General features: G+C 68.6%; 18 protein-coding genes and 2 pseudogenes. 7 read left to right on the plus strand and 13 right to left on the minus strand.

Features of this window, described 5'->3' with window-relative positions; all coding sequences use genetic code 11:
- Positions 1–50 precede the first annotated feature (50 nt).
- Positions 51–1,130, plus strand: a complete 1,080-nt coding sequence (locus tag QA802_RS13830; RefSeq protein ID WP_443042106.1) for an aldose epimerase family protein — start codon at positions 51–53, stop codon at positions 1,128–1,130.
- Between the two features lie 183 nt (positions 1,131–1,313).
- The gene (locus tag QA802_RS13835) at positions 1,314–3,212 is read left to right on the plus strand and encodes a pyridoxal phosphate-dependent aminotransferase (protein ID WP_334521859.1); all 1,899 of its coding nucleotides are present in this window, start codon (positions 1,314–1,316) and stop codon (positions 3,210–3,212) included.
- A gap of 52 nt (positions 3,213–3,264) precedes the next feature.
- Here the strand turns inward: QA802_RS13835 and QA802_RS13840 are convergent, their stop codons facing one another.
- Together QA802_RS13840 and QA802_RS13845 are read right to left on the minus strand one after the other, a co-directional pair.
- On the minus strand, positions 3,265–4,698 hold the full coding sequence (locus QA802_RS13840; protein WP_334521862.1) for a family 43 glycosylhydrolase: 1,434 nt from the start codon (positions 4,696–4,698) through the stop codon (positions 3,265–3,267).
- Positions 4,680–5,660 carry an arabinan endo-1,5-alpha-L-arabinosidase gene (locus tag QA802_RS13845; RefSeq protein WP_334534602.1) on the minus strand — a complete coding sequence of 327 codons (981 nt, stop codon included), beginning with the start codon at positions 5,658–5,660 and terminating at the stop codon, positions 4,680–4,682. The genes QA802_RS13840 and QA802_RS13845 overlap by 19 nt, the downstream gene beginning before the upstream one ends.
- A 216-nt stretch (positions 5,661–5,876) precedes the next feature.
- Between QA802_RS13845 and QA802_RS13850 the strand changes: the two are divergent.
- Positions 5,877–6,005, plus strand: a pseudogene (locus QA802_RS13850) (intradiol ring-cleavage dioxygenase); the annotation flags it as partial.
- 35 nt (positions 6,006–6,040) lie between these two features.
- Here QA802_RS13850 and QA802_RS13855 read toward each other — a convergent pair.
- Both QA802_RS13855 and QA802_RS13860 read right to left on the minus strand, forming a co-directional pair.
- Positions 6,041–7,171, minus strand: coding sequence for an FAD-dependent monooxygenase (locus QA802_RS13855; RefSeq protein ID WP_334521865.1), 1,131 nt, complete (start codon positions 7,169–7,171; stop codon positions 6,041–6,043).
- A gap of 52 nt (positions 7,172–7,223) precedes the next feature.
- The gene (locus QA802_RS13860) at positions 7,224–7,712 is read right to left on the minus strand and encodes an ATP-binding protein (protein WP_334521868.1); all 489 of its coding nucleotides are present in this window, start codon (positions 7,710–7,712) and stop codon (positions 7,224–7,226) included.
- Between the two features lie 126 nt (positions 7,713–7,838).
- On the opposite strand from QA802_RS13860, the gene QA802_RS13865 reads away from it, so the two are divergent.
- On the plus strand, positions 7,839–8,660 hold the full coding sequence (locus tag QA802_RS13865; RefSeq protein ID WP_334534604.1) for a helix-turn-helix domain-containing protein: 822 nt from the start codon (positions 7,839–7,841) through the stop codon (positions 8,658–8,660).
- Complete coding sequence (locus QA802_RS13870; RefSeq protein ID WP_334521871.1) at positions 8,657–8,899, plus strand: DUF397 domain-containing protein; 243 nt, start codon at positions 8,657–8,659, stop codon at positions 8,897–8,899. Before QA802_RS13865 ends, QA802_RS13870 begins: the two co-directional genes overlap by 4 nt.
- A 19-nt stretch (positions 8,900–8,918) precedes the next feature.
- Here QA802_RS13870 and QA802_RS13875 read toward each other — a convergent pair.
- From QA802_RS13875 to QA802_RS13890, 4 genes and pseudogenes are all read right to left on the minus strand, one after another.
- Positions 8,919–9,005 (minus strand): annotated as a pseudogene (locus QA802_RS13875) (DUF4360 domain-containing protein); the annotation flags it as partial.
- Between the two features lie 223 nt (positions 9,006–9,228).
- Positions 9,229–10,179: a hypothetical protein gene (locus tag QA802_RS13880; protein WP_334521873.1), complete on the minus strand. Its 951-nt coding sequence runs from the start codon at positions 10,177–10,179 to the stop codon at positions 9,229–9,231.
- Complete coding sequence (locus QA802_RS13885) at positions 10,176–12,011, minus strand: alpha/beta hydrolase (RefSeq protein WP_334521876.1); 1,836 nt, start codon at positions 12,009–12,011, stop codon at positions 10,176–10,178. Before QA802_RS13885 ends, QA802_RS13880 begins: the two co-directional genes overlap by 4 nt.
- 9 nt (positions 12,012–12,020) lie before the next feature.
- Positions 12,021–12,488 carry a hypothetical protein gene (locus QA802_RS13890; RefSeq protein ID WP_334521879.1) on the minus strand — a complete coding sequence of 156 codons (468 nt, stop codon included), beginning with the start codon at positions 12,486–12,488 and terminating at the stop codon, positions 12,021–12,023.
- 434 nt (positions 12,489–12,922) lie between these two features.
- On the opposite strand from QA802_RS13890, the gene QA802_RS13895 reads away from it, so the two are divergent.
- Complete coding sequence (locus QA802_RS13895) at positions 12,923–14,218, plus strand: ISAs1-like element IS1629 family transposase (RefSeq protein ID WP_006378747.1); 1,296 nt, start codon at positions 12,923–12,925, stop codon at positions 14,216–14,218.
- Here the strand turns inward: QA802_RS13895 and mycP are convergent.
- The 5 genes from mycP to QA802_RS13920 form a co-directional block, all read right to left on the minus strand.
- The gene (gene mycP / locus QA802_RS13900; RefSeq protein WP_334521884.1) at positions 14,211–15,476 is read right to left on the minus strand and encodes a type VII secretion-associated serine protease mycosin; all 1,266 of its coding nucleotides are present in this window, start codon (positions 15,474–15,476) and stop codon (positions 14,211–14,213) included. The genes QA802_RS13895 and mycP overlap by 8 nt on opposite strands.
- A 22-nt stretch (positions 15,477–15,498) precedes the next feature.
- A complete protein-coding gene (locus QA802_RS13905) occupies positions 15,499–17,079 on the minus strand; it encodes a translation initiation factor IF-2 (protein ID WP_334521887.1) in 1,581 nt (526 codons plus the stop codon).
- Positions 17,079–17,603 carry a DUF2563 family protein gene (locus tag QA802_RS13910; protein WP_334521890.1) on the minus strand — a complete coding sequence of 175 codons (525 nt, stop codon included), beginning with the start codon at positions 17,601–17,603 and terminating at the stop codon, positions 17,079–17,081. The genes QA802_RS13905 and QA802_RS13910 overlap by 1 nt, the downstream gene beginning before the upstream one ends.
- A gap of 278 nt (positions 17,604–17,881) precedes the next feature.
- Entirely contained in the window at positions 17,882–18,634 is a 753-nt protein-coding gene (locus QA802_RS13915; RefSeq protein ID WP_334521893.1) for a 3-oxoacyl-ACP reductase family protein, read from the minus strand.
- A 525-nt stretch (positions 18,635–19,159) separates the two neighbouring features.
- Positions 19,160–19,411, minus strand: coding sequence for a hypothetical protein (locus QA802_RS13920; protein WP_334521896.1), 252 nt, complete (start codon positions 19,409–19,411; stop codon positions 19,160–19,162).
- A 481-nt stretch (positions 19,412–19,892) separates the two neighbouring features.
- Here QA802_RS13920 and QA802_RS13925 point away from each other — a divergent pair, with 481 nt between their 5' ends.
- Positions 19,893–23,405 (plus strand): LamG domain-containing protein, encoded by a 3,513-nt coding sequence (locus tag QA802_RS13925; protein ID WP_334521899.1) that lies wholly within the window; start codon positions 19,893–19,895, stop codon positions 23,403–23,405.
- Positions 23,406–23,482: the final 77 nt, after the last annotated feature.

The following is a 23,482-nucleotide window of genomic DNA, read 5'->3' on the forward strand; positions in this document are numbered from 1 at the left end:
CGCCTATCAAGGCGGGGCCCCGCTCGTGTTTCCAGAAGCGGACGGCAACGGTGAGTGGAAGAAGTGGAAGGCGGGAAACAGTGCAGACGCTCTTCGGCGTGCTGGCCGACGGCACCGAGGTCTCCAGCTGGTCGCTGGAGAACGGCGGGACCCGGCTGACGGTCCTCGACTACGGCGGGATCGTGCAGTCGTTGGAGGTCCCCGACCGGGACGGCCGGTACGCCAACGTCTCCCTCGGGTTCTCCGCCCTCGACGACTACGTGGCCGGCAGCCCGTACTTCGGCGCTCTGATCGGCCGCTTCGGCAACCGCATCGCCGCGGGCCGTTTCACCCTGGACGGCGAGACCCATCAGCTGCCCCTCAACGACGGGGACCGGAGTCTGCACGGCGGCACCGAGGGCTTCGACCGGCGCGTGTGGGACGTCGAGACGTTCACCGAGGGCCCGGACGTCGGTCTGCGGCTGCGTCTGACGAGCGCCGACGGCGACATGGGCTACCCCGGCACGCTGAACGTGACGGTGACGTACACCCTCACCGGCGGCGGCGACTGGCGCATCGACTACGAGGCCACCACCGACCGGGCCACCGTCGTCAACCTCACCAACCACGTCTACTGGAACCTCGCCGGCGAGGGCAGCGGCTCGGTGCACGATCACGAACTGGAGATCGCCGCCGCCCGCTACCTCCCCGTGGACCAGAGCCTCATCCCCACCGGCGAACCGGCCGACGTCGCCGGCACCCCGTTCGACTTCCGGACCGCCAAGCCGGTCGGCCGGGACCTGCGCGTCGCCCACGAGCAGTCGCTGCACTGCAAGGGCGTCGACCACAACTACGTCCTCGACAAGGGCGTCACCGCCCGGCCCGAGCCGGTCGCCGTCCTGCGGGACCCCGCCTCCGGCCGCACCCTGAGCATCGCCACCACCGAGCCGGGGCTGCAGTTCTACTCGGGCAACTTCCTCGACGGCACGCTCGTCGGAACGAGCGGCCGGGTCTACCGTCAGGGCGACGCGCTCTGCCTGGAGACGCAAGCCTTCCCGGACGCGCCGAACCAGCCGTCGTTCCCGTCCACGGTGCTGCGGCCCGGACAGACGTACCGGACGACGACGGTCCACTCGTTCGGCCTCATCTGACCGATCCGCACCGCCATTTGACACCCGCTTCACAGTTAAACCACAATTTCTCACCGACTTCCCGTCGGTTGAACACCGTCACCCGAACCCCCGTATGTAAGGACGGCCCGTGCTCTCCGCGCGGGCCGTCCAATGACGACGGGCCCGGTCGTCCCCGCCGGGCCCGCCCCATACGGAGGTTCCATGGCCGACAACGTCTCCTCGTTGTTCCGCAACAACGCGGCGCACAGCCCGTCGATGGCGGCGCTGACACGGGAGGGCGGCGAGGGGGTCGGCCCGGTGGACTTCTGCATACCCTGCAATCCCTACTTCCCCACCCCGGCGATGTTCGACGAGATGGCGGGCCGGCTGCGCGACATCATCACGTACTACCCGAGCAGCGCCGACACGATCACCGCGGAGCTGTGCAGTCTGCTGCAACTCCCGCCGCAGGCCGTCGCCATGGGCAACGGCTCGACCGAGCTGATCACCTGGATCGACCATCTGCTGGTCCGCGAGTCGCTCGCCGTCCCCGTGCCCACTTTCGGCCGTTGGACCGACCAGCCCATGGAGACCGGCAAGCGGGTCGACATGTTCCCGCTCCAGGAGTCCAGCGGTTTCGCCCTCGACCTCGCGCAGTACGCCGAGTTCATCCGGGCGCGCGGCACCAGGGCCGCCGTCATCTGCAACCCGAACAACCCCGACGGCGGTTTCCTGCACAAGCACGCCATCGTCCAGTTCATGGACGCGATGGCCGACCTGGATCTGATCGTCATCGACGAGTCGTTCCTGGAGTTCGCGGACGCCGAGGCCGAGCCGAGCGTCGTCCAGGAGGCGATGCTGCGGCCCAACGTGATCGTCCTGCGCAGCCTGGGCAAGAACTTCGGCCTGCACGGCATCCGCTTCGGCTATCTGGTCGCCAACCCGGCGCTGGCCGGCCGGGTCCGCTCGATGCTGCCGAAGTGGAACCTCAACTCCTTCGCGGAACACGTGGTGTTCATGCTCAAGCAGCACGGCGCCGAGTACGCGCAGAGCCTGCAGCAGATACGCCGGGACCGTCTCGACATGGCGAGCCAGCTCAGCGCGCTGCCGGGCCTGACCGTCTACCCCTCCCAGGGGAACTTCCTCTTCGTGCGCCTGCCCGTCGGCGCCGAGGGCACCGTGGTCCGCGACCGGATGCTCGCCGAGCACCGCATCCTGGTCCGCGAGTGCGGCAACAAGATCGGTTCGTCGAGCCGTTTCCTGAGGCTCGTGGTGCGCCCCCAGGTGGACGTGCGCCGCCTGGTGTCCGGGCTGGAACAGGTGCTCTACGGGACCAGGAGGGGAGCCCCCGTGCCCGAGCTGAGCGCCGGCGCCGGCTACAGCTCGGGCACGGCGGCGGTGGACCGGCTGGTCACCAACGGGGCGGGCATGCCCGGCCTCGCCGCTCAGGCCATGAGCATGGCGCAGCAGGCACCGGCGGCAGCCGCCCCGGCCGCCGCCGCCGTCGCCGCGGCGATGCCCGCTCCCGCGGCTCCGACCCCGGCCCCTGCCCCGGCACGGCCCGCGCCGTCCGAGGGTGCGGGGGTGCCGCTGCCGGCCGCGGCACAGATCTTCCCCCAGTCCGTCCCCGCCCCGGCCCCGGCACCCGCTCCGGCACCCGCTCCGGCGCCTGTTCCCGCCCCGGCCCCGGCGCCGGCGCCGATGGCCCCGGCTGCCGCGATGGCCCCGGCTGCGGCCATGGCGCCTCCGCCCATGTCCCCGGCGGCGATGTCACCCGCGGCCATGTCACCCGCGGCCATGTCACCGGCCGCGCCGATGCTGTCACCGGCGGCCATGTCTCCCGCGGCGATGGCCCCCGCCATGGGCCAGCCCATGGGCCAACCCTTCGGTCAGCCCATGGGTCAACCCATGGGTCAACCCATGGCCCAGCAAATGGCCCCGCCCATGGCGCCGGTCGCTCCCGCCCCGCCGATGGGTCCGACCCCGCCCGGCGTCCCGGCCCGCGGCGGCCTCACGGCCGCCCAGGTCAGGGGCACCAACGGCCTCTCCCCCGCCGCGGCCACCGGCTGGCCCAACGCCCAGAGCTGGCCGAACGCCGCGGGGATGGGCCAGGCGGGTTAGTCCTCGCGGCCCGCGGGCCCGCGGGCCTGCGGACCCGCCGTCGCCGAAGTCCCTACACCGGGTTGAGTTTCCACTGTTGGCAGGTGTTGTTCAGCCACGTCCACTGGCGGACGTCGGCCGCGTCCGCCGTGGAACAGTTCGCGACTTCGGCGACCTTGCCGGTGGACTGGTTGACGACGCGGACGTAGCCGCCGTCCGTGACGAGGAAGCGGAAGCGCTGACAGGCGTTGTCCAGCCACGTCCACTGGCGCAGGTCGGCGCCGTCGGCGGCAGAGCAGTCGGCGGTGTCGAGCACCTTGCCGGTGGCCACGTTGACGAGTCGGCTCGTGTCGTCGCCCTGTTCCTCGATCCGCCAGCGCTGCCTGGTGCCGCCGTTGCAGGTGAACTGCTGGACATTGGCGCCGTCCGCCGTCGAACCACCGGCCACTTCCAGGCACTTGGCACTGTTGCGGTTGGTGAGCGTGTAGGTGGTGGAGGCGGCCGACGGTTCGCCGGAGGGACCGCCCGCCGACGATCCCAGGGCGACCGGGGTGCCGAGATTCGGCGTCCCGTCCGCGTTCCAGGTGAACTTCTGGGCCCGGGTCGTCCGGCCGTTGTCACAGCCGTCCGAAGCCGAGTCGTTGGCGTGGTAGACGATCCAGTTCTCGGTGCCGTCGGGCGAGGTGAAGAAACCGTTGTGACCGGGGCCGTACACCCCCGCGGAGTCGTTCCGCTGGAAGACCGGTGTGGACTTCTTCGTCCAGGAGGACGCCGAGAGCGGGTCGGAACCCGTGAGGGTGAGCTGACCGAGCTTGTAGTCCGGGGTCCAGCAGCCGCTCGCCGAGTAGATCAGGAACGTCTTCCCGCCGCGCTGGAGGATCTCCGGCCCCTCGTTGACCGAACCGCCTGACCTCTCCCAGGAGTTGGTGGGCGTCGAGATGGTCGAGAACCCGGTGGCGAGCGTGTACGGGTTGCTCATCCGGGCTGCCACCAGGTTCTGCGTCCCGCCGCTCGCGCTGCCGAACAGATACAGCTGACCGTTGATGGTGGCGACCGTCGGGTCGAGCATCCAGGCGGAGTTGAGCTGGTTCTTGTACGTGTACGGCCCGGTGGGGTCGGATCCCGCGCTCTCCAGGACGTGGGTGCGCTGGGTGGCGTTGTAGTCGGAGATGTTCTGGCCGGCGACGTAGTACAGGTACCAGCGGCCGTTCAGGAAGTGGATCTCCGGCGCCCAGATGTTGCAGCAACGCGAGGCGGCGTCACCCGTCCACACCTGCACGCTCGGCGCGGTCGCGAGGCCGGCCAGGGTGGCGGACTTGCGCATGGTGATCGCGCTCGTCCAACTGGTCGTCACCATGTAGTAGTTGCCGGCGTAGTACGAGATCCAGGGGTCGGCGCCCTTCTGTGTCTTGACCGGGTTGGTGAAGGTGGCCGCGCTCGCGGAAGGCTGTCCGATCGCCAGGGCGAGCAGTAGCGCGGTCAGCAGGGTCAGAAGGCGACGGGCCATCCGCTGCTCCAGTTCAGTAGGTTGACGCCCAGTCTGGGCGTGCCGTTGTTGTTGCCGTCGTAGTAGTGGTAGACGATCAGGTCGCCGTCCGTGTCGTGCAGGATCGACTGGCCGCCGGGGCCGATGTAGCGCCCGTGCGACTCCAGGACCGGTGTGCCGCCGTCGTCGGTCATCGCGACGCCGTTCCTGTCGCGGTAGGGCCCCGTGACGCTGGTGGCGCGGCCCACCTTGACCTTGTAGGTGGAGTTGACGCCGGCGCAGCAGGTGTCGTACGAGGCGAAGAGGTAGTAGAAGCCGTTGCGCTTCACGACGAAGGGCGCCTCGACGGCGTTCGGAGAGGTGCGGCGGGAGGCGAGCGAGCGCCGGGCGGTGTCCGAGGAGAGCTGTTTGCCGGTGGACGGGTCGATCCGGATCATCTTGATCCCCGTCCAGAAACTCCCGAACGACAGCCACCACTTGCCGTCGTCGTCCACGAAGAGGTTCGGGTCGATGGCGTTGTAGTCGCTCGAGGCGGTGGAGGTGTACACGATGCCGCGGTCGCTCCAGGAGCCCGGCAGGCCGGTGCTCGACACGGCCAGGCCGATCGCCGATCGGTTGGTCCTGAAGATGGAGACGGCGTAGTACATCAGGTACTGGCCGCCCTGGTACGAGATGTCGGGCGCCCAGGCCTCGGTGGTGCCGTAGGACGACCACCAGCCGGGCCTGCCGGAAAAGGCGTCGCCGCCCGCGCTGTACGTCCTGCGGTCGGTGGAGGTGCGGTAGGAGATTCCGCCACCGGTCGCGTAGAGCAGGTACCGGCCGCCGGAGGTCCGGATCATCGTCGGGTCGTGCACGACCGTGGCCCCGGTGACGGTGCCGGGGTCGGGGTAGGCGGAGGCGGTGGAGGGCGTCAGGGCCAGCAGGATCGCGGCCGGAACGCAGAGCAGCGCCGCCCACCGTGACCTGCGGGACGTAGCTGACAGGAGGGGTGTACGTGACGGGCGGGTGGGGCGGGACGGGTGTGAAGTGCAGGGCGTGCGGCTCATGCGAACGCTCCTTCAGTGGGGGGTCCTCGTCGTTCGCGATGCCGAACAGCAGTCGCGTCGCCGGACGGCGACCGTAGAATCGAACGCTTTGCGCGTCAATGGTTCTCACGTCACCGCGAAAGTCTTCGAAAAGCGCCGAAAAGCCGCGACGGCACGACCCTCGCCCAGGACTCCGTCTACGACGACGGAGGGACCGCGTCCGGCCTGCTCACCCTGATGGCGCTGGGCAGCTCGACCTCGTCCGGCTACGAGGGAACGCTCACCCTCGGGGGCGAGCGCTGACGCCCGCCATGTGATCGCCCCCGTCCGACTGGACGTCACCCGAGGTGCGGCGGCGTCCAGTCGGCGTGCCGGAGCGCGGCGCGCAGCATCAGCGCGGACGGCACCAGCCGCAGAGCGGCGTCGCGCAGCGCGATGGCGGCGGGATGCGTCAGCCGGTGCCCCATCCGGCCGGCCTGCCGGGCGGCGCGGGCCACGGACTGGCTGCGCGGTCGCCGTACGGCGTCGTAGCGGCGCAGCGCGGACGCGGTGGTGGGCTCGGCCGCGAGACAGGAGGCGAGCACGGCCGCGTCCTCCAGCGCCTGACTGGCCCCCTGGCCGAGGTTCGGGGTCATCGCGTGCGCCGCGTCGCCGAGGAGCGCGACCCGGCCGACGGTGAACGTGGGGAGCGGGGTGAGCAGTTCGCTGATGTCGTGGTGCAGGACGTCCTGCGGCCGGGTCGCGTCCAGGAGCGCCGGGACGGGGTCGTGCCAGCCGTGGAAGCGCCGGCGCATCTCGGCGAGGGGATCGGGGAGGCGGACGCCGGGCGGTGCGGTGAGTACCGCGTGCCACTCGGCCCGCCCGTCGGCGAACAGGATGTGCCCGAACTCGGCCCCCGCGCCCCAGGTCAGCTCCAGGTCGGCGGGCAGGTCGCGGAGCGGACGCGCGGTGATGGCCCGCAGGACCGTCGAGCCGCTGTGCACCGCGCCCGGATGCCCCGGGAACAGTTCCGCGCGCAGCCGGCTGTCGACGCCGTCGGCGGCCACGACGAGATCGGCGTCCCTGCCCGCGCCGTCGACGCCGGTCACCTCCACCCCGGTCTTCACGCATCCCGCGGGCAGCGCCTCGCGCAGGACGCGGTGCAGGTCGGCGCGCAGGACACCGCCGACCGGCACGCCGAGCCGGCGCTCGAGGGCCGCGCCGTCCATCCGGGACAGCACGCGGCCGTCGGGGGTGAGGGTGCCGCCCGTGTACAGCGGGCGCACGACGGTGCGGATCGCCTCGCCGACGCCCAGCGCGTCCAGCGCCCGCACCCCGTTGGCGTGCAGGGAGATGCCCGCGCCCACGTCGGCGAAGGCGGGCGCGCGTTCGAGGACCGTCACGTCCCAGCCGATCCGGCGCAGCCCGATCGCGGCGGCCAGCCCGCCGATGCCCCCGCCGACGACCACCGCACCGCGACCGCGATCCATGCCCCACGCCCCCTCCGCCCGCCGCCGTGGCGGACCGAGGCTCCATGCTCGCCTAGGAGACCGGCAGCCTCTTCGCCAGGGTCAGCCAGTTGGGGACGTCGACCTCCGCGCGCACCGTCTTGCCGGGTGCCGGGGCCCGGTCCAGCACCTCCCAGCGGGCGGCGAGCGCGTCGACGAGGAGCAGCCCCCGGCCGGCTTCGTCGAGGGGGCGCGGTACGGGGACGGCACCCGGTCCGGGCGGACGCGGACACGGTCCGCCGCGCGTGTCGGTGACCTCGACGCGGACGCTCCCCGGCGGAAAGGACAGCCGCAGCTCGAAGTCCCGTCCGGGCACCCGTCCGTGGGTGACGGCGTTGGTGGCCAGCTCGCCGACGATCGCCGCGACCGCGTCGGACACCTCCGCGCCGTACGGGATGCCCCAGGCGTGCAGCTGGTGCAGGGCGAGCTGCCGCGCCAGCCGGGCGCCTCGCGGGGTCGCGCTGAGCCGCTGGGTGAACACACGTACGGTGAGCAGGGGTTGGGGAGAGGGGCGTGCAGTCATGGGGCCAATGTGACGGGTCCATCCGGCGGCTCGCCAGGCCGGAGCCGCGTACGCCGCGCGAGCGTACGCGATGACGGACTGGACAGTACCGATCACCGTCCGTGACCATGGATGTGGGAGGTGACCATGGTGGTCGAGGGTGAGCCGGAGTCGTCGGACAGTATGCGAACGTTCGGGGCGGTGGTCCAGGCGTTGCGTGTGCATCACGGGTTGAGCAGGGAGGACTTCGGCAGCCGGGTCGGCTTCTCCAAGCACACGGTGGCCTCCGTGGAGCTGGGCAGGCGCATGCCCGACGAGGACTTCGTCGAGGCGGCGGAGGGAGCCCTCGGCAACACGGGCGCACTGCGGAGCGCGGCCGGTTTCCTGGAACGCCAGCCGGGCCTGGCGTCCTGGTTCCGACGGTGGGCGGGACTGGAGAGGACGGCAATCACTCTCTACACGTACGAGTGCCGGATGATTCCGGGGCTGTTGCAGACGGAGGCGTATGCGCGAGCGCTCTTCACCGAGCAACTTCCGCCGCTGGACGATGTGGAGGTCGAAGCTAAGTGGGCCGCGCGCGCCGATCGTCAGCGGTTGCTGGGAGAGCGGCCGAACACCGCCTTCAACTTCATCGTCGAGGAGCACGTTCTGCGCCGCCACACAGGCGGAGCGAGCGTCACGCGTGAAGCAATCGATCACCTGCTGGAGGTCGCCGAGTTGCGAAATGTGGAGATCCAGATCATGCCGTTGGTCCAGGAGTCTCATGCAGGGCTTGCGGGCCCGGTGCAACTGCTGGAGACGCCGAAGAACAAGTGGTTCGCCTACTGCGAAGGACAGCGGGGCGGCCTCCTCGTCTCTGACCCGAAAGAGATCAGCCTCCTGCACATGCGCTATGCCAGGATGCGTTCACAGGCTCTCACTCCCAAAGACTCCGGGAGCCTGTTGCGGCAGATGCGAGGAGACCGATGAACGCGTCCGAACTGGCTTGGTTCAAAAGCAGTTACAGCAGCGGCGGCGACGGCGATTGCGTCGAGGTCGCGCTCGACTGGAGCAAGTCCAGTTACAGCAGCAGCGGTGACGGCGACTGTGTCGAGGTCGCTGCCTGCGCCCAGCGGGTCCACGTCCGTGACTCCAAGGTCGAGGGCGGTCCTGAGCTCGCCCTCTCCCCCGCCGCGTGGGCCGAGTTGGTGGCCCACGCGGCGAAGTGACCCTAGGGTCGCGGACCGCTCACTTCGCCGGGCACTGCTGCCAGGCCATGTGGTAGACGGTGCTGAGGTCGCCGTCGGTCGAGTCCATCGTCATGAAGCTGACGCTGGCAGTTCTTGCGGACGCGGTGGGGTTGGAGCCCCCGCCGACCTGGGCGTCACCCCCAACAGGAGTTCCTGGCCGGCCCGGCGACGAAGTATCCGGTCACCGTCGACCCGTCGACCTTTTCGCCATCGAACGCCTTCGACACTTACGTTCAGCAGGGCGAGACGGTGGACTGGCCCGCCGACACCCTGTCCGGGCGAACCAGCCACGCCGGCGCATACCTCGTTCAGGTCACCGCGGTTTCCCCAGGCACAACGGGTGTTGTGACAGCGACACGCACCGCGCCGGTGCTCGACGGTGCGATCTGGGCCACGCTCGAGTCCTCGGCGTTGCGGGCGACGATCGCGGGAACGCCAGTGCCTGTCGGAACATGGCGCACCGTCCAGCCTGCGCTCTCGAAGTAGGTCTGTGCACGTGCCATCGCCCGGACCGTCTCATCTTCTGCAAGAGGCTGGGTCGACCAGGCGTGGTGGACGTAGCGTTCCTCGGAGTCCTCGTAGACGCTAATCCCGTCCCCCACCTGGGCTTGGGCATGGCGCACTTGGAGAGCGTCATAGATGCGGCTGGAATGGTCGAGCGCCCGATGCCCGGCGCGCTCGTCGACGTGCGTCCGATGGAGGGCTGCGGAGTCGGCGGTGGACCCACCGCTGGGGGCGAAGCAGGGAGAAGTCACGGAGATGGCTGCGAGACCATCCCCCTTGGCGCGGTCCACGACGCCGGTGAGGGCGGTCATCCAGAAGTCATCCGGCTCGGTACGCATGCTGACCGAAGGAAAGGGATCGGACCAGTCAGCATCTGACGACTGGAACTTGTAGCCCAGTTTCACCCAGGCATCACGGGCCTGCCGTACGAGCGTCTTTGCCTTACTGCCCGGAACTCCGGTCAACTGATAGGTAAGTCGGTACTGCACTCGGTCGTCTGAGCCGCCGTCATCACTGGCAACGCATGCCCCCAAGGGACGCAGACCAGTACGCTTGAGGGTCGGCTTGGGCGACATGCCGTCCACCGCTTGGCGAACGACTTCCTCCGCACGTTTACTTGCTTGCTGCTCGTCCATGGTGGCCTGCTTGGATTTCGTTGCGCCGTTCCCGCTGCCGTCCTGCTGGGTACCGCAAGCCGCGACTGCGACTGCCATGCAAAGCAATGCAGCAGCGGAAATCGTACAGTTCAGTTTCACGGGGTCCCTCCAGTTACGATCTTCGCCATATTGGCCAGAGAATCCCCTTCCCAGTACTGAGAATGAGCGGGCATAAGTTTCCCGTGCCAACCCGGAAGGTGCCCATCAGCAACGGCAAAGGTTTGTCCACCGAACTCATCGGATGTCGGGTCGTTTCCGTACATGACTGAGTGGTCGTTGAAAAGGCGCCAATAGGCCTTCGGTTTCAGTGGCGCCAACTGTCCTGCTGGCGGCGGGGCCATATTTACCAGGTCGTTCTTCGCCGTTGCCGCCCAGACGTGATCCGCTGGAATGTTCAGGTCCTTGGCGTGATTGACCCCCACGCCTGGGCTCCCGACCAGGATCGCATTGTCCACCGGCAGGTTCGGGTGGTCGCGCATCGTCTCGCCCGCCACAAGGGTGCCATAACTATGAGCCAGAACGGTTGAGTTGACGTGTCCTCCGTGAGTCGTGTCGATCCCGGCCAGAAAACTACTCAAGGGCTCACGAGCGTTGTCAGCCCACTTTGCGTCAGTTGCGTCCCCCATGAGGCTCTGCGGCGCATCGTAGCCAAGCCACATTATCGATGCCGTCGAATGCGTAGGGTCTGCGATCGCTGCTTGGTCCTGAATCAGCTCCGCCCTTGAAATATCACCATCAATACTGCTCAGTTTACTCCCGGTGCCCGGAACGTATGTTGCCACATTATCGGCGGTATCGGGATTCCCGATGGACATGACGACATGTCCCAGCTTCTTGTCGTCAAACCCGAGCAGATAGGGCTGGGTGGCCTCATCCCCACTGTAGTTGTCGTAGCGGCTCTGGATTGAATCCATACCATCGATTCGATCCTGGATTTCCTGCCGCTTTGCGTCCCATTCCTTCCACTCTCTTTCCGGAAGCCTCATCGGTACATCCACCGTCTCACCCGTATTAGGGTTGAGCTGGTGAACGATTGTAAATCGATCGGGCTCCTTCGCCATCCAATCATTCAATTCAACCTGTGCGACACCATGAGCCTCGGCAAGGACGGTCCGATTCGCCTCATCGCGCACAGAAGCGGGAAGCCCGTCCATCCACCCGATCGAGTCGGGGTGGACGGCGATGTAGTCCGCCTGCTGCTCGTGGGTAAGGCTCTTCCACCACTTGGCGTTTTCCTTCGGAGTGCCGTGCTTGGGTGGCTCCTGGACCGAGTCCAGGTAGTCCTCGGCCGCCTTGAGGACACCACCGGTGTCCTTCTTCACGTCCGCCCAGTCCCCGCCAGAGACTGTGAGATCATCGTCGGCCTTCAACGCCCGCAGCTTCGGCGCCCACTTCTCGTCGGCCTCCGTGGCCTCCTTGACAGCATCTGCGATCTGATCGGCGTAGTCCTGCGCACGACGGTGATGGGGATTGGGGTCAAAGTTGGCAGACTGACGGCCGACGGCCGCAGCCGTTGCGTCGGTCAGTGCGGTCACCGTGCCGCCGTCGGGAATTTTGCCGTCGACCTCCTCCCCGCCGGAGGGATAGCTGATCGAACCGTCGGAGTGCACGGTGAATTTCTCTGCCTCCGCGTTCTCAACGGCCGCGTCCAGCTTCTTCTTGGCCGACTCCAGGTCGTACGCGAACCCGTCGAGTGCCGTACCGACCAGACCACATTCCACCTGGGTGTAGTGGAAATTCTGCGCCAGTTCCTGCAGCTGCTTCTGGGCTGCGCTTGCAGCCTCGCCCTGGTTGGCGGTACGCATGGCCACGGCGATCTGCTGCTCGATACGGTCCTTTGCCGCACTGGCCATGTCGCTCGTTCTGCGATATCCGCCTGCGGAGTCCGAGAACTCCGACGGCTTCAGGGCCCTGAGGGTCGCGAAATCCATGGCTCCTCGTCACCGGCCCCCGGCTTGGCCGCCGACGGCGGGCGTGTCCTCGTACTGGACCTTCAGCCTGGCGATTTCGGCCTTGATCGCCTCATCGGTCCGCACCTGATCGTTGCCTACCTTCTCGAATACCCCCGCCAGTGCGTCGCACCGCCCGCTCACGTCCTTGACGTAGCGCTCCCAGGAGGCGTAAACGTCTCGCTGCGCGACAGCGGTCAGACATCCGGAATCCTTGCCGAGGCCCTTCTGACCGTTCTCAAGTTCGACCAGTGCCTTGTTGATGTTCTTGGTTAGCGAGCCCACGCCTTCCCCCGCCTTGGACCACGCCGCCTTGTCCGACCTCAACTTGCCGGAAGGAGCGCCAGCGCTACTCGTGCCGCCGCCTCCCTGATCGGCCAGCACATGGTTGAGCTGCATCCGCGCAGAGTGCCGCCCAGCCGCAACGGCCTTGAGCTGTTCCCACTCATCCCACGCCATGCGTGGCCCCTCCCCGTAACATGTCGTGCGCCGCCAAGCGGATGTGAACTTGTCGCCGCAGCGCTGCGGTGACCGAGACGTACGGTAACGCCTCTACATCAGTGCCCCATCCGTATCGGCCACCATGGCGTCTGAGTACAGGTACTCAGACGGGACCCGGTCCTCGATCGGACGGGGTGACACTGTCCGATGTGCCCGGAGGCGTGGACAAGGGCGGCGTTAACGCCGTTGCTGTTCGGTGGAATTGACCGGCGGCGAACGCGGACATGGGGAGTGCAGCCGCGAATGCCCGACGCCTGCGGCCCAGGGCCCCGGCGTTTGCCCGGATCGCCCCGGCCTGGGCCGGTTGATCATGCTGGCGGGCCCCGGAAGCAGATGAACACGGCACCTGTGGATCATGGAGTTCTCTACGCTGCAAGATCCACGAAGGTGCCGTGTTCGTTCCTCCATCATCCCCTGCCGTCGTTCCCGTCTCTCCGGCGCCCCGCCTGGAGGCCCTCGGCTCGGATGCCGCGCGAGACCAAGTCCGCGGCCTGGTTGCCGAGTTCGAGTCGGTCACCGATCCTCGCGGGGCGTGCGGGGTGCGCTACCGGGTCTCCTCGCTGCTGGCCCTGGTGGTCTGTGCGATGACCCCGGCGGGCCATGACTCCATCACCGCGGCGGCGGAGTGGTGCCGACGTGCGACGCCTGAGGAACTGGCCGCTTTCGGTCTGCCCTACCATCCGTTGCGCGGCCGCTACCGGATCCCGAGCGAGAAGACCTTGCGCACCGTTCTGGGGCGGCTCGATCCCGGTGAGGTCAGCGCGGCCGGCTACGACCACCTGCGGCCCCTGCTGTCCACGGTGTCCCACTCTCCCGAGCCGCTCATGCCCGACGGCGGCATCGAACGCGAACAGCGCCGCGCCCACCGGGCGGCCGCCCGCGCCGAACCGGTGCGCTCCCGGCGCCGGGCCATCGCGGTGGACGGCAAGTGCCTGCGCAGTGCGAAGCGCCCGGACGGCAGCCGCGTCTTCGTGCTCTCCGCCGTCCGGCACGGCGACGGCATCACCCTCGCCTCCCGCGAGATCGGCGCGAAGACCAACGAAATCCCCGAGTTCCAACCCCTGCTCGACCAGCTCGACGACGCCGATCTCAAGGGGGCCGTCGTCACCGCCGACGCCCTCCACGCCCAACGCGACCACGCCACCTACCTGCACGAACGCGGCGCCCACTACCTGCTGACCATCAAGAACAACCAGCGCGGCCAAGCCCGTCAGCTCCACGCCCTGCCCTGGAAGGAGATCCCCGTCATCCACCGTGACGACGCCCGCGGCCACGGCCGCCACGAACAGCGTCTCGTCCAGGTCGTCACCGTCAACGGCCTGCTCTTTCCCCACGCGGCCCAGGTCCTGCGCATCCAGCGCAGACGCCGTCTCTACGGAGCGAAGAAGTGGTCCAGCGAGACCGTCTACGCCATCACCGACCTGCCCGCCGAGGAAGCGAGTGCCGCCGAGATCGCTTCATGGGCTCGCGGGCACTGGACCGTGGAGAACACCGTCCACTGGTGTCGGGATGTGACCTTCAACGAGGACAAGTCCCAGGTCAGGACCCACAACACGCCCTCAGTCCTCGCCGCCGTCCGCGACCTGATCCGCGGTGCGCTCAAGCTTGCCGGGTACGTCAACACCGCCGCCGGCCGCCGAGCCCACACCGAACGCACCCTCGTCCTCAGCCTCTACGGCATCACATGATCAAACCGGACGACCCGGGCAAACGCCGGGGCCCTGGCCTGCGGCCGACGACGGAGCCCGCGATCGCCGCTCCGAGGAGTACGCCAGCGCCGATACCCGGCGCAACCCAGGACGTACTGCCGCCCTTGGACGCGGATGCCGTCGCGACGGAGTCGTCATGCTTTGCCGGAGCATCGACGCCTGCGGTCTCTGAGGTCTGGGGGGAGGGTGATTTCGTTGCCGCGGCTGCCAGATCGGGGAGCGGGTAGGCTTCGGCGGGGCCCGGGTCGCCGGGGTTTTGCAGGGCGATGCGGGGGCGGACGGTGCCGTAGCCGATGGAGTCGTTGCGTTTGGCGCCGTCGGTGGGGGCCCCGATGGTGTTCAGCATGACTCGCAGGATCTGGTTGTTGGTCCAGGTCGGATGCTCGGCCCAGAGCAGGGCGGCGCTGGCGGAGGCGAGGGCGGTGGCGTCGCTGGTGCCGTGGCCCCGGCACAGCCCGGTCTCGCTGTCACAGGCGTGCACCATGTCCTCGCCCGGGGCGGCCATGTCCACCTGCGACCCGTGCTCCGACTCGGCGGTCCTTCGTAGGTCCTTGCCCACCGCCGCCACACCGACCACTCCCGGCGTGGCGGCCGGGTACATCACCTCGTTGGCCCCGCCTCCATCGTTCCCCACGCCGGCGAAGATCAACGATCCCTTGCCGAGTGCGTACTTCACTGCTGCGGTCAACTGCGGCGAACCCTCCGTCGCCCCCTGGGAGATGTTGATGACCCTTGCGCCCTTGTCGGCGGCGTAGCGGATCGCCGGTGCGACAGCCTTGTTGAAACGTTTCTCGGCCTCAGCCAGGTTGGCTGCCGTCTCTGCATTGGGCAACCGGATCGGGAGAATCTTCGCGCCGGGGGCCAGTCCGAAGGCGCCGTTTCCGCCGCCGTACGCACCGGTTCCGGCGATCAGACCGGCCATGCCAGTGCCGTGACCCTCATAGTCGGTGTGTTCGTCGCCGGGCTGGTCCGGTGCAAGGTCCTTGCCCGGCAGGACGCGCCCTTTCAGATCGGGGTTGTCAGGGTTGACGCCGGTGTCGACTACAGCCACCGTGACGCCTTCGCCGGTGCTGGTCTGCCACATCTGCTCGGCCTTCATCGCGTCGAGGAACCACTGGTCCTCACGGGTCGACTCCGCGCGGGCCTGCGTGCCTGCGGCGGCCACCAGCAGCAGGCCGAGAACCGCCGATGCCGCGGCACGGCGGCCTCTGTGTCGAGTGCTGGTGCACATGACCATCGCTTTCTCCGTTCTGGATACGTCAGTCAATGACCGGCGGCACGACGCGACGGCCGCCCTGCCGCCAGGTCTCTTCATCCTCCACCGCGCGGCGCGGACGTCCGGCCCTGCCGCCAGGGCTCGCCTGGGAACTCGGCTGGGGCGCATGAGCCCCACCGACACCTTGACTTTGCCCCGGGCGCGCCGCGCTGGACGCGCCGCCCACGATTCCGCGGCCCGCCGAGCCGGAACCACCCGCCGGACCTGAGCTGCCTGGTGCGGACGCCACCGTTCGCGCACGCCCCGGTTGCGGTGGACGGCGGCTTCCCGCAGCGTCGTGCGGGAGCGGACGGCCGCCGATGACGCCACCGTTCGAGAACTGGGGACGACGGCCAGGGACCTGACTCTGCTGGCCCACCACGCGTCCCGCCGGACTGGCCGTGCCAGCGGTCGGACCCATCGGGCCGCGTGCGGCCGCGCTCTCCCCGCGTACGACCGTGCCGCGCGGGATCGCCCCGGTCTGCCTGCCCACGGACGGCGTGCCAAGGCGGCCGCCGACGATGCCGTGACTGCTGCCTGCAGCGTTGGGACCACTCGGCATGCGCACAGGAGTCGACATCGGGCCTTGGCCGGGTTGGACGAGCATCCGGCTCATGGCAGAAGCCCGCCCCCGCCCCGCTGGGCTGTTGACCGGAACACCGGCTCTGCTGCCGAACACCGGAGGAGCCAGGGCGGTCTGCGGAGTCGCTCCGGCATTTACGGGTTCCGAGCCGGGCTGGCCGCCTGCTGCAACCGCCGGAGACTGCGGACTCTGAGGCAGCATGGCCACAGAGTCGACGCCCATCCGTGTCGGCTGCTCCACGTCCACCGGCCTGTGGTGCGCGGACGAAGTCAAACCCGGGGACTGTCTCAGGTCTGGACCGCCAGCGGCACTCTCACGTCCTTGCGCCAGGTGTGCGGAGGAGATGGTGCCGGAGACCGAGGCGCTCATCACTGAACTGCCCGGTCGGGTCTCTGTGTCGTCGTGGCCGAACGAGCGACTGTCCGTCGGCACAAACGCCTTGGGCGGCGGGGGAAATCTCGGCCGCTCCAACGCATCCATCTGTGTGGCCGACCACGCATACGTCTGCCCCAGCTTCCGCATCTGCGCCGCCGCCTGCTGGCGCACCTCCTCCTTGTGCGTCGCCAGCGCCGCAAGCTCACTCGCGGACTTCGATCCCACCGCTGCCGCATCTGGATCGTTGTGCGCCGCCCGCGCCGCGTCCAGATTCGCCTGGGCGCTCCTGGCGTCGCGTGGGATCGACGCCTGTGCTTGGGCGATCGCGCCGGACGTCTCGCCCAGCCATTTCGCAGCGTCCTCGCTGAAATCGCCCAACCACAGTGTTGAGTTGGCCAGGTCGTCGGCCCAGGTACGGAACGCGTCCGCGCCCTCCCCCTTCCACTCCACCCACTGCGGACGGACCTTCAGTTCCTCGGCGATCCTCCGGATCTCCTCCGCTGCTGACACCAACCGGTCGGCAGCGGCCTGCACGGTCCCCGAGTTCGCCTGATCCAGCCAAGCCAGCATTTGCTCGTGGCTCATGTCTTCGAAGGATGCACCGCCACCGGTTCCTTTGCCGGACATCAGATCGAGCCTCCCGCGTCGCCGCTCACCGATGCCTGGCCGCCGCCGCTGTTCCGGCCCCGCTGCGGAAGCCCGGAATGATAGCTGCCGCCGTAGTGCTCGGTGGTCTCCGCACTGATCGCGGCCATGCGGTCGCGGATGTCCAGGTCGATGTTCTGGTAGCCCTTGTGCGAGGCCAGCACAGCGATGCCCATGCCCTCCATGGAGTCCGACAACAGCTTCGACAGCGTCTCCAGCTCGCTGATCACCGTCCCGTATGCGGTGAACAGCCCGGCTGCTTCCGCCCACGCCCCGTCTCCGCCGCCGAGTTGATTGCGTACGAGCTGCTCCTGCCCGATCTTGTTCGGCCCCGCGTCTGATCCCTTCAGGTCACGGATCAGTTCGTCGACGCGCGTCCGGAACTTCGCAACCGACGAAAACTCGGTGGCCATATCAGCCTGCGCGCTGACAGCGTCCCGTGTTGCTTCGAACGCACTGGACAACCACGACACCCCCGACGTGGACCCGCCGTCGCTCAGCGACACAGCGCCCTCCCCTTGCCTCGCCCCCGGCGCCCGGCGACTCGTCGAGCATGAGCCCACTCAACACCACGGCACGATCAAGTGCATGAGCGCTTGTACTCAGATGGAGCAGGACGCCCGCTCCGAACGGCCATGAAGGTACTGAGTCGCGCAGTGCCGATTCTGACCCGGTGTGTGATGGCTGGCTTACCTCCCAGCGACGTGCAGATCGAGGCCAACTGAGCTGCACGAGCCGAGCGTCAGCGGATGTTGCGGGAGCGGCCGAACACCGCGTTCGCGTGTCAGGCGGTGAAGCCGCCGTCGACATGGATCGAGGCTCCGGTGATGTACGCGCCGTCCGCACTTGCCAGGTGGGCGACGGTGGCCGCGATCTCGGCCGCTTCCGCGTAGCGGCCCACAGCCGTGAAGCCGGCGATCACCTCGGCGTTCGGCCCGTCAGCGGGGTTGGCATCCGTGTCGGTGGGGCCGGGATGCACCAGATTGACGGTGATTCCACGTGGACCGAGTTCTCGGGCCAGGCCCTTCGTCATCCCGACCAGTGCCGTCTTGCTCATCGAGTACAGCGCCAGTCCGGGGAAGACCGCACGTTCGGCGACATTGCTGCCGATGCTGATGATGCGGCCGCCCCGCCCCATGTGACGCACTGCCGCCTGGGACGCTGCGAACGGCGCCCGGACGTTCACCGCCAGGGTGCGATCGATCTCTGCCGACCCCAGGTCTTCGAGTGGGCCGACGAGGAAGACACCGGCGTTGTTGACCAGGATGTCGAGTCTGCCGAACATCGCGGCGGCCTCCTCCACCGCGGCGGTGAGTGCCTCAGGGATGGCGCTGTCGGCCTGGATGGCCAGCGCCCGGCGCCCTCTGGCCTTGATCTGCTCCACCACCTCGGTGGCGCGTTCCTCGCTGTTCTCATAGGTCAGGACGACGTCAGCGCCTTCTTCAGCCAGCCGTAACGCCACAGCTGCACCGATGCCCCGGCTGCCGCCCGTGATCAGAGCCAGGTTTCCTTCATGTCGGTTCATGACGTTGAGCATTGCTGGCACCAGCGCCGGAAGCTGGCGGGAATCCGACCTGGCGTTGGCTCTTCCCCCCGGATGGTGGACACCTCTGATCCCGGCCCCTGTGCGGGGCTGGGGAAGAGGGTGATGCCCTGGCCACCGGCCCGGTGGCGGGAGCAGCGGGGATGCGGCGACCTCCAGAGCAGCGCCAGTTCCGACCGCAGGCGCCGACCTGACGGCCTCCCGCGCCTGACCGGACCCACTATCGCGGCAGCCGTCCAGGGGTGGCAGAGCGGCCGGGCGCAACATCAGTGCTGCCGGGCCGGAACGCGCTGCCGTGCGTGCCGGCCGGCGGTACAGCACGCTCCGCCCGCGCCCCGCGTCGACCAGGAACTGCTGTGCCGGCCTTCAGCCACCTCACCTGACCCGCATGCAGCCACGGCTTCCCTGCGGCCTGCGTGCGCAGGTGCAGCAGCGCCAGCCGGGATGCTGGGAGGTGTCCGCGTTGTGGGCGGTCGGCTGGCTTGTGTCGGACGCGGCGTGGGCGGGCTTGGCGATGGTTCACTCTCCGAACGTCAAGGCAAGGCCGATGAAGCCGAGGAACAGGCAGCAGGTCATCAAGACACCTCCCACGAGCCTGAAGAACCAGGGGCCGAACCGAGACGGTTCCATAAGCGTCAGGTCCATGGTTCGGGCAGCAGTCACAGCCCGCACGGCGTTGCGGCGTTCCGCAACCTTGTCCGCGGCGCCACGCACGTTGAAGAGGAACATGGCCTCCCAGCCCGCGCCGGCCACGCCGAGCACGAGCAACATGATCCCCACACCCATAGCAACCCTTTCCCGACTCGCCGCTCAGTCACGGCCATTCCCCGGACTGTGTCAGCCGGCTGAGGAGAGATCAAGTGATCTTGCGGAGGCGCACCGGGCCTGCAACTCCAAGGGTTCGAACTGATCCTCCGCTGGCGATGCGTGGACGGAACGGCGTGTTCTGGGCGTGCCGCCCGATCTCCTTGACATGACGGTGAGTCATGTCGTTTGGTGACTTGCTGACTGTGATCTTTGCGCTATGCAGGGGTGGGGATTGTGAAGAGACAGGGGTGCCTTCGGCATGCCCGAAGGACCGTGGCGCGCTGTCAGCTATGGCGTTCGGGCTGGTGGTTCCGGTCCAAGTCGCGCAGGCCACTGTGCCTGCTTTGAACTCGCCTAGCTCGATGAAGCGCATCGTGCACTGGAGCAGGCCAAGGAATCCGGCCAGCGGGTCGAGGTCCAGGGAGAGCGTAGCGAGCGCACGAGCGTGTTTGCGAACACCGACGGATTCACCTTCACCCTGGAACAGCACTCCGTGCCGGTCCGCGTCGCCCAGCCCGGCGGCGGCTGGCAGATGCCGGACGCCACGCTGGAGCGCCGCGCCGATGGAACGGTCGGCCCGAGGGCGGCAGCGGCCGAGATGACCTTCTCCGGCGGAGCAGACGACGAACCGCTCGTCAAGATCGCTGACCAGGGGCGCTCGCTCGAGCTGGACTGGAAGGCGGACCTTCCCGCGCCGGAGATCGACGGGGCGAACGCGGTCTACCGCAACGTTCTGCCGGACGTCGACCTCAAGCTGACGGCCACCGTCGAGAGCTTCCAGCAGGTCCTCGTCGTCAAGACGCCGCAGGCGGCTGCGAACCCGGCGCTCAAGGAGCTCACCTTCGACCTGAAGACGGACGGCCTCGCCGTCCGTAAGGGCGCCGCAGGCAACCTCGCCGCCGTCGACGGCACCGGCAACACCGTTTTCCGGTCCCCGCCGGCCCAGATGTGGGACTCCGCGGGCAAGGCCGCCGCCACGGACACGGCCTCCGACGGCGGTACCGCTGCGCAGCTCGTGCAGCAGAGCGCCGGCACCGAGGACACGCAGCCGACGCCCGGCGATCCGTCTGAACAGGCAGCCTCGGGTACCGGCTTGGAGCCGGGCCAGGGCGACAACGTTTCCCGCGTGGACGTCAACGTGACCCAGGACACACTCTCCGTCGTCCCGGACGCGGACATGCTGACGACCACCGCAGCCGATGCCTATCCGATCTTCATCGACCCGACCGTCACCTGGGGCGAGTCCGAGCGCACGCTGCTCAGGTCCGACGGCTACGCGTCCTACGGCTGGGGCAACGGCACCGACGACAACGGTCAAGGTGCCGGCAAGTGCGGTTCGTGGAACGGCTACTACTGCGGGCCCGGGTACGTCCAGCGGCTCTACTTCGAGTTCGCGCCCGACAGCCTCAAAGGCAAGCGAGTGCTCGACGCCACCTTCGCGGTGACCGAACCGTGGGCCTTCCAGTGTGACCCCCGCTGGGTCGACCTGGTCCGTACCGACAACATCTCCTCCTCGACGACGTGGGCGACCCGTCCCAAGGAACTGGACTGGATGGTCGACCGGTACGTGTCCGCAGGACGCGGCTCCCTGTGTGACCCCGATGCGCCCGACGCTCCCATCGAGTTCAACGACGCCGCGGACGAGCCCAACGAGAACCTCACGCCGACCGTGCAGGACTTCGCGGCCGGCAAGTTCTCCCGGCTGACGCTCGAGGTCCGCGCCCACGACGAGAGCGACGCGTCCGCCTGGAAGCGCTTCAAGAACGACGCCGTGCTCCGGGTCGCCTACGTCGCCTACCCGGCCAAGCCGACGGGCGTCGGCATCGTCAGTGGCTCCGGCACGGTGTGCAGCACCGACGCCGCGCATCCGACCACTGTCTCCGACCCGACCCCTGCCCTGAATTCCACGCCGCAGACGGCGTTGGGCGGTGAGAGCGGAGCCAAGCTGAAGGCATGGTTCCGCATCGAGTCACAGGCCGCGGACGGCACCTGGTCCGGCTCGGGCATCGCCGCACCCTCCGGGACCGGCTTCGTCGGTGACAACGTCAAGATGACGACCTCATGGCCGAGCACCCTCAACGAAGGTCCGCTGTACCGCTACAGCTCGCTGACCCAGGCGTTCCACGACAGCGGCGCCTACTCGCAGTCCTCGGGCTATGTCAGCTGGTGCTACTTCAAGGTCGACCCGACCTCGCCCAAGGCGCCCACGGTCACGTTCAACGGCCCGTACGTCCAGTGCCTTCCCGACAACTGCCCGGAGGCCGGCGCACCCGGCGGCTTCACCTTCGGCCCCGCCGAGGGTGACACCAACAACAAGCAGTACGAGTACCACCTGAGCGAAGCAGCCGAAGGCGAGCCCGCGTCAGGCACCACCTGGACCACCCTGGCCCCGGGTGTCCCCACTGCGAGCGTCAAGCCGCCGGCGGACGGAAGGTACGTCCTCGAGGTGCGGGCGAAGGACGTCCTGGGTCGTGCGGGTGAACCCAACCCGGTCCAGTTCAAGGTCGCCAAGGGCGAAGCCCCCGTCGGTCTCTGGCACTTCGACGAGGCCGACGGTGTGGCCAAGGACAGCGCCCCTGCCGGAGGCGCCTCCGACGCCGCACTCACCGGGCCGACCACCCGCGACGGCCACGGCCGCCGCGGCCTGATCACCCATGACGCCCAAGGCCTGGAACTGAAGCCTGAGGACCGGGTGACCGACAAGGGCCTTGCCCTTGACGGCACCACCGGGTACACCGCCACCAACGGTCCGGTCCTCGGGACCGGATCGTCGTACACCGTCTCCGCCTGGGTGCGTCTGACGGACGACAGCCGCAACGCGACAGCGCTCGGCCAGGACCCTGTCATGAGCGGCGGCTGGTACAGCGCCTTCTACCTGGGTTACCGGGCTGACTCCAAGAAGTGGGAGCTGCGCACCTCGCCGAAGGACGCGACGGACGGGGACATCAGCAACCAGATCGTCCAGTCCGAGCGGCCGGCTGCCCTGAACGTGTGGACGCACCTGGCAGCCGTGTACGACAGCGACACCAAGCTGATCAAGCTCTACGTCAACGGTGAGCTCCAGGGCACCGACACGGTCGCGCCGTCCTGGACGTCGACCGACCGCTTTCAGATCGGCCGTGCCTGGTGGCGTGGCGCCTACTACGACTACTGGAAGGGCTCCATCGACGAGGTCCAGGCATGGCAGCGGGCTCTCCTTGACTCCGAGGTCGCCGGCGACGCCCGGCTGCTCATGCCTGGCGGCATGACAGGCGTGGAACTGGTCGCCGGCTGGTCCGCCGAGGGCGTCGCGGATGAGGGCACCACCGTCCCGGACACTTCGAATTACGGTCGCGCGCTGACGCTGGAGGGCGGATCGGCCGTCCGTACCGAGCAGATCGTCCTCGACGGCGTGGAGGGCGCGGCTGCCGCCGCCGGTCCGTTCGTCGACGACACGGGTTCCTTCACGGTGTCGACGCAGGTGGCGGTGGACCGCGCCGAGATCAACAAGAAGGCAGTCGGCTACATCGGCCAGGTCGTGGGGGAGCGGACGGCGGACGGCTCCTCTTGGGGGCTGTGGTTCAAGCGGACCGGCACCAAGACGTATTTCGACGATTCGCCGGAGGTGATGGAGGAGGTGACCATCCCGCTCGGCTCCTGGTTCTTCGGACGGCTGAACGCTGATGGGTCCACCTTCACCGGCATCGAGTCGGACGTGGAGGCCGCTCTCGACGCGCCCGTCCGCCTGACCGGCATCTTCGACGCTCAGAGCGGCAAGATCGCGCTCCGGGTCGGCACCGCCCTGAACGGCGACTGGACGCAGTACTCCACCCGGATCGGCACGGGTGCGATCGCCGTCGGCAAGGGCCCGGCCGGTGCGGTGTACCAGCACTACCTGCCGGCCAGGGTCTCCGACGTACGGATCTGGGCCGGCGCCATGAACAAGGAGAACCAGATCAAGGCGCAGATCGGCTCCTGATCCGAGCCGACAGGTCGGGCCGGGCGGCATCGCGCGTGCGGTGGCACCCGGCCCGGCCCTGTCACGGGCCGAGGAGC

This window comes from Streptomyces sp. B21-105 (assembly GCF_036898465.1).
Taxonomy (GTDB): Bacteria; Actinomycetota; Actinomycetes; order Streptomycetales; family Streptomycetaceae; genus Streptomyces.

Coding starts and splice junctions, on each gene's coding strand:
- QA802_RS13905 (WP_334521887.1), bottom strand. CDS start 17,079: ATGTCCGGCAAAGGAACCGGTGGCGGTGCATCCTTCGAAGACATGAGC.
- QA802_RS13860 (WP_334521868.1), bottom strand. CDS start 7,712: ATGACTGCACGCCCCTCTCCCCAACCCCTGCTCACCGTACGTGTGTTC.
- QA802_RS13855 (WP_334521865.1), bottom strand. CDS start 7,171: ATGGATCGCGGTCGCGGTGCGGTGGTCGTCGGCGGGGGCATCGGCGGG.
- QA802_RS13840 (WP_334521862.1), bottom strand. CDS start 4,698: ATGGCCCGTCGCCTTCTGACCCTGCTGACCGCGCTACTGCTCGCCCTG.
- QA802_RS13915 (WP_334521893.1), bottom strand. CDS start 18,634: ATGCTCAACGTCATGAACCGACATGAAGGAAACCTGGCTCTGATCACG.
- QA802_RS13865 (WP_334534604.1), top strand. CDS start 7,839: ATGGTGGTCGAGGGTGAGCCGGAGTCGTCGGACAGTATGCGAACGTTC.
- QA802_RS13835 (WP_334521859.1), top strand. CDS start 1,314: ATGGCCGACAACGTCTCCTCGTTGTTCCGCAACAACGCGGCGCACAGC.
- QA802_RS13885 (WP_334521876.1), bottom strand. CDS start 12,011: ATGGATTTCGCGACCCTCAGGGCCCTGAAGCCGTCGGAGTTCTCGGAC.
- QA802_RS13870 (WP_334521871.1), top strand. CDS start 8,657: ATGAACGCGTCCGAACTGGCTTGGTTCAAAAGCAGTTACAGCAGCGGC.
- mycP (WP_334521884.1), bottom strand. CDS start 15,476: ATGGTCATGTGCACCAGCACTCGACACAGAGGCCGCCGTGCCGCGGCA.
- QA802_RS13920 (WP_334521896.1), bottom strand. CDS start 19,411: ATGTTGCTCGTGCTCGGCGTGGCCGGCGCGGGCTGGGAGGCCATGTTC.
- QA802_RS13890 (WP_334521879.1), bottom strand. CDS start 12,488: ATGGCGTGGGATGAGTGGGAACAGCTCAAGGCCGTTGCGGCTGGGCGG.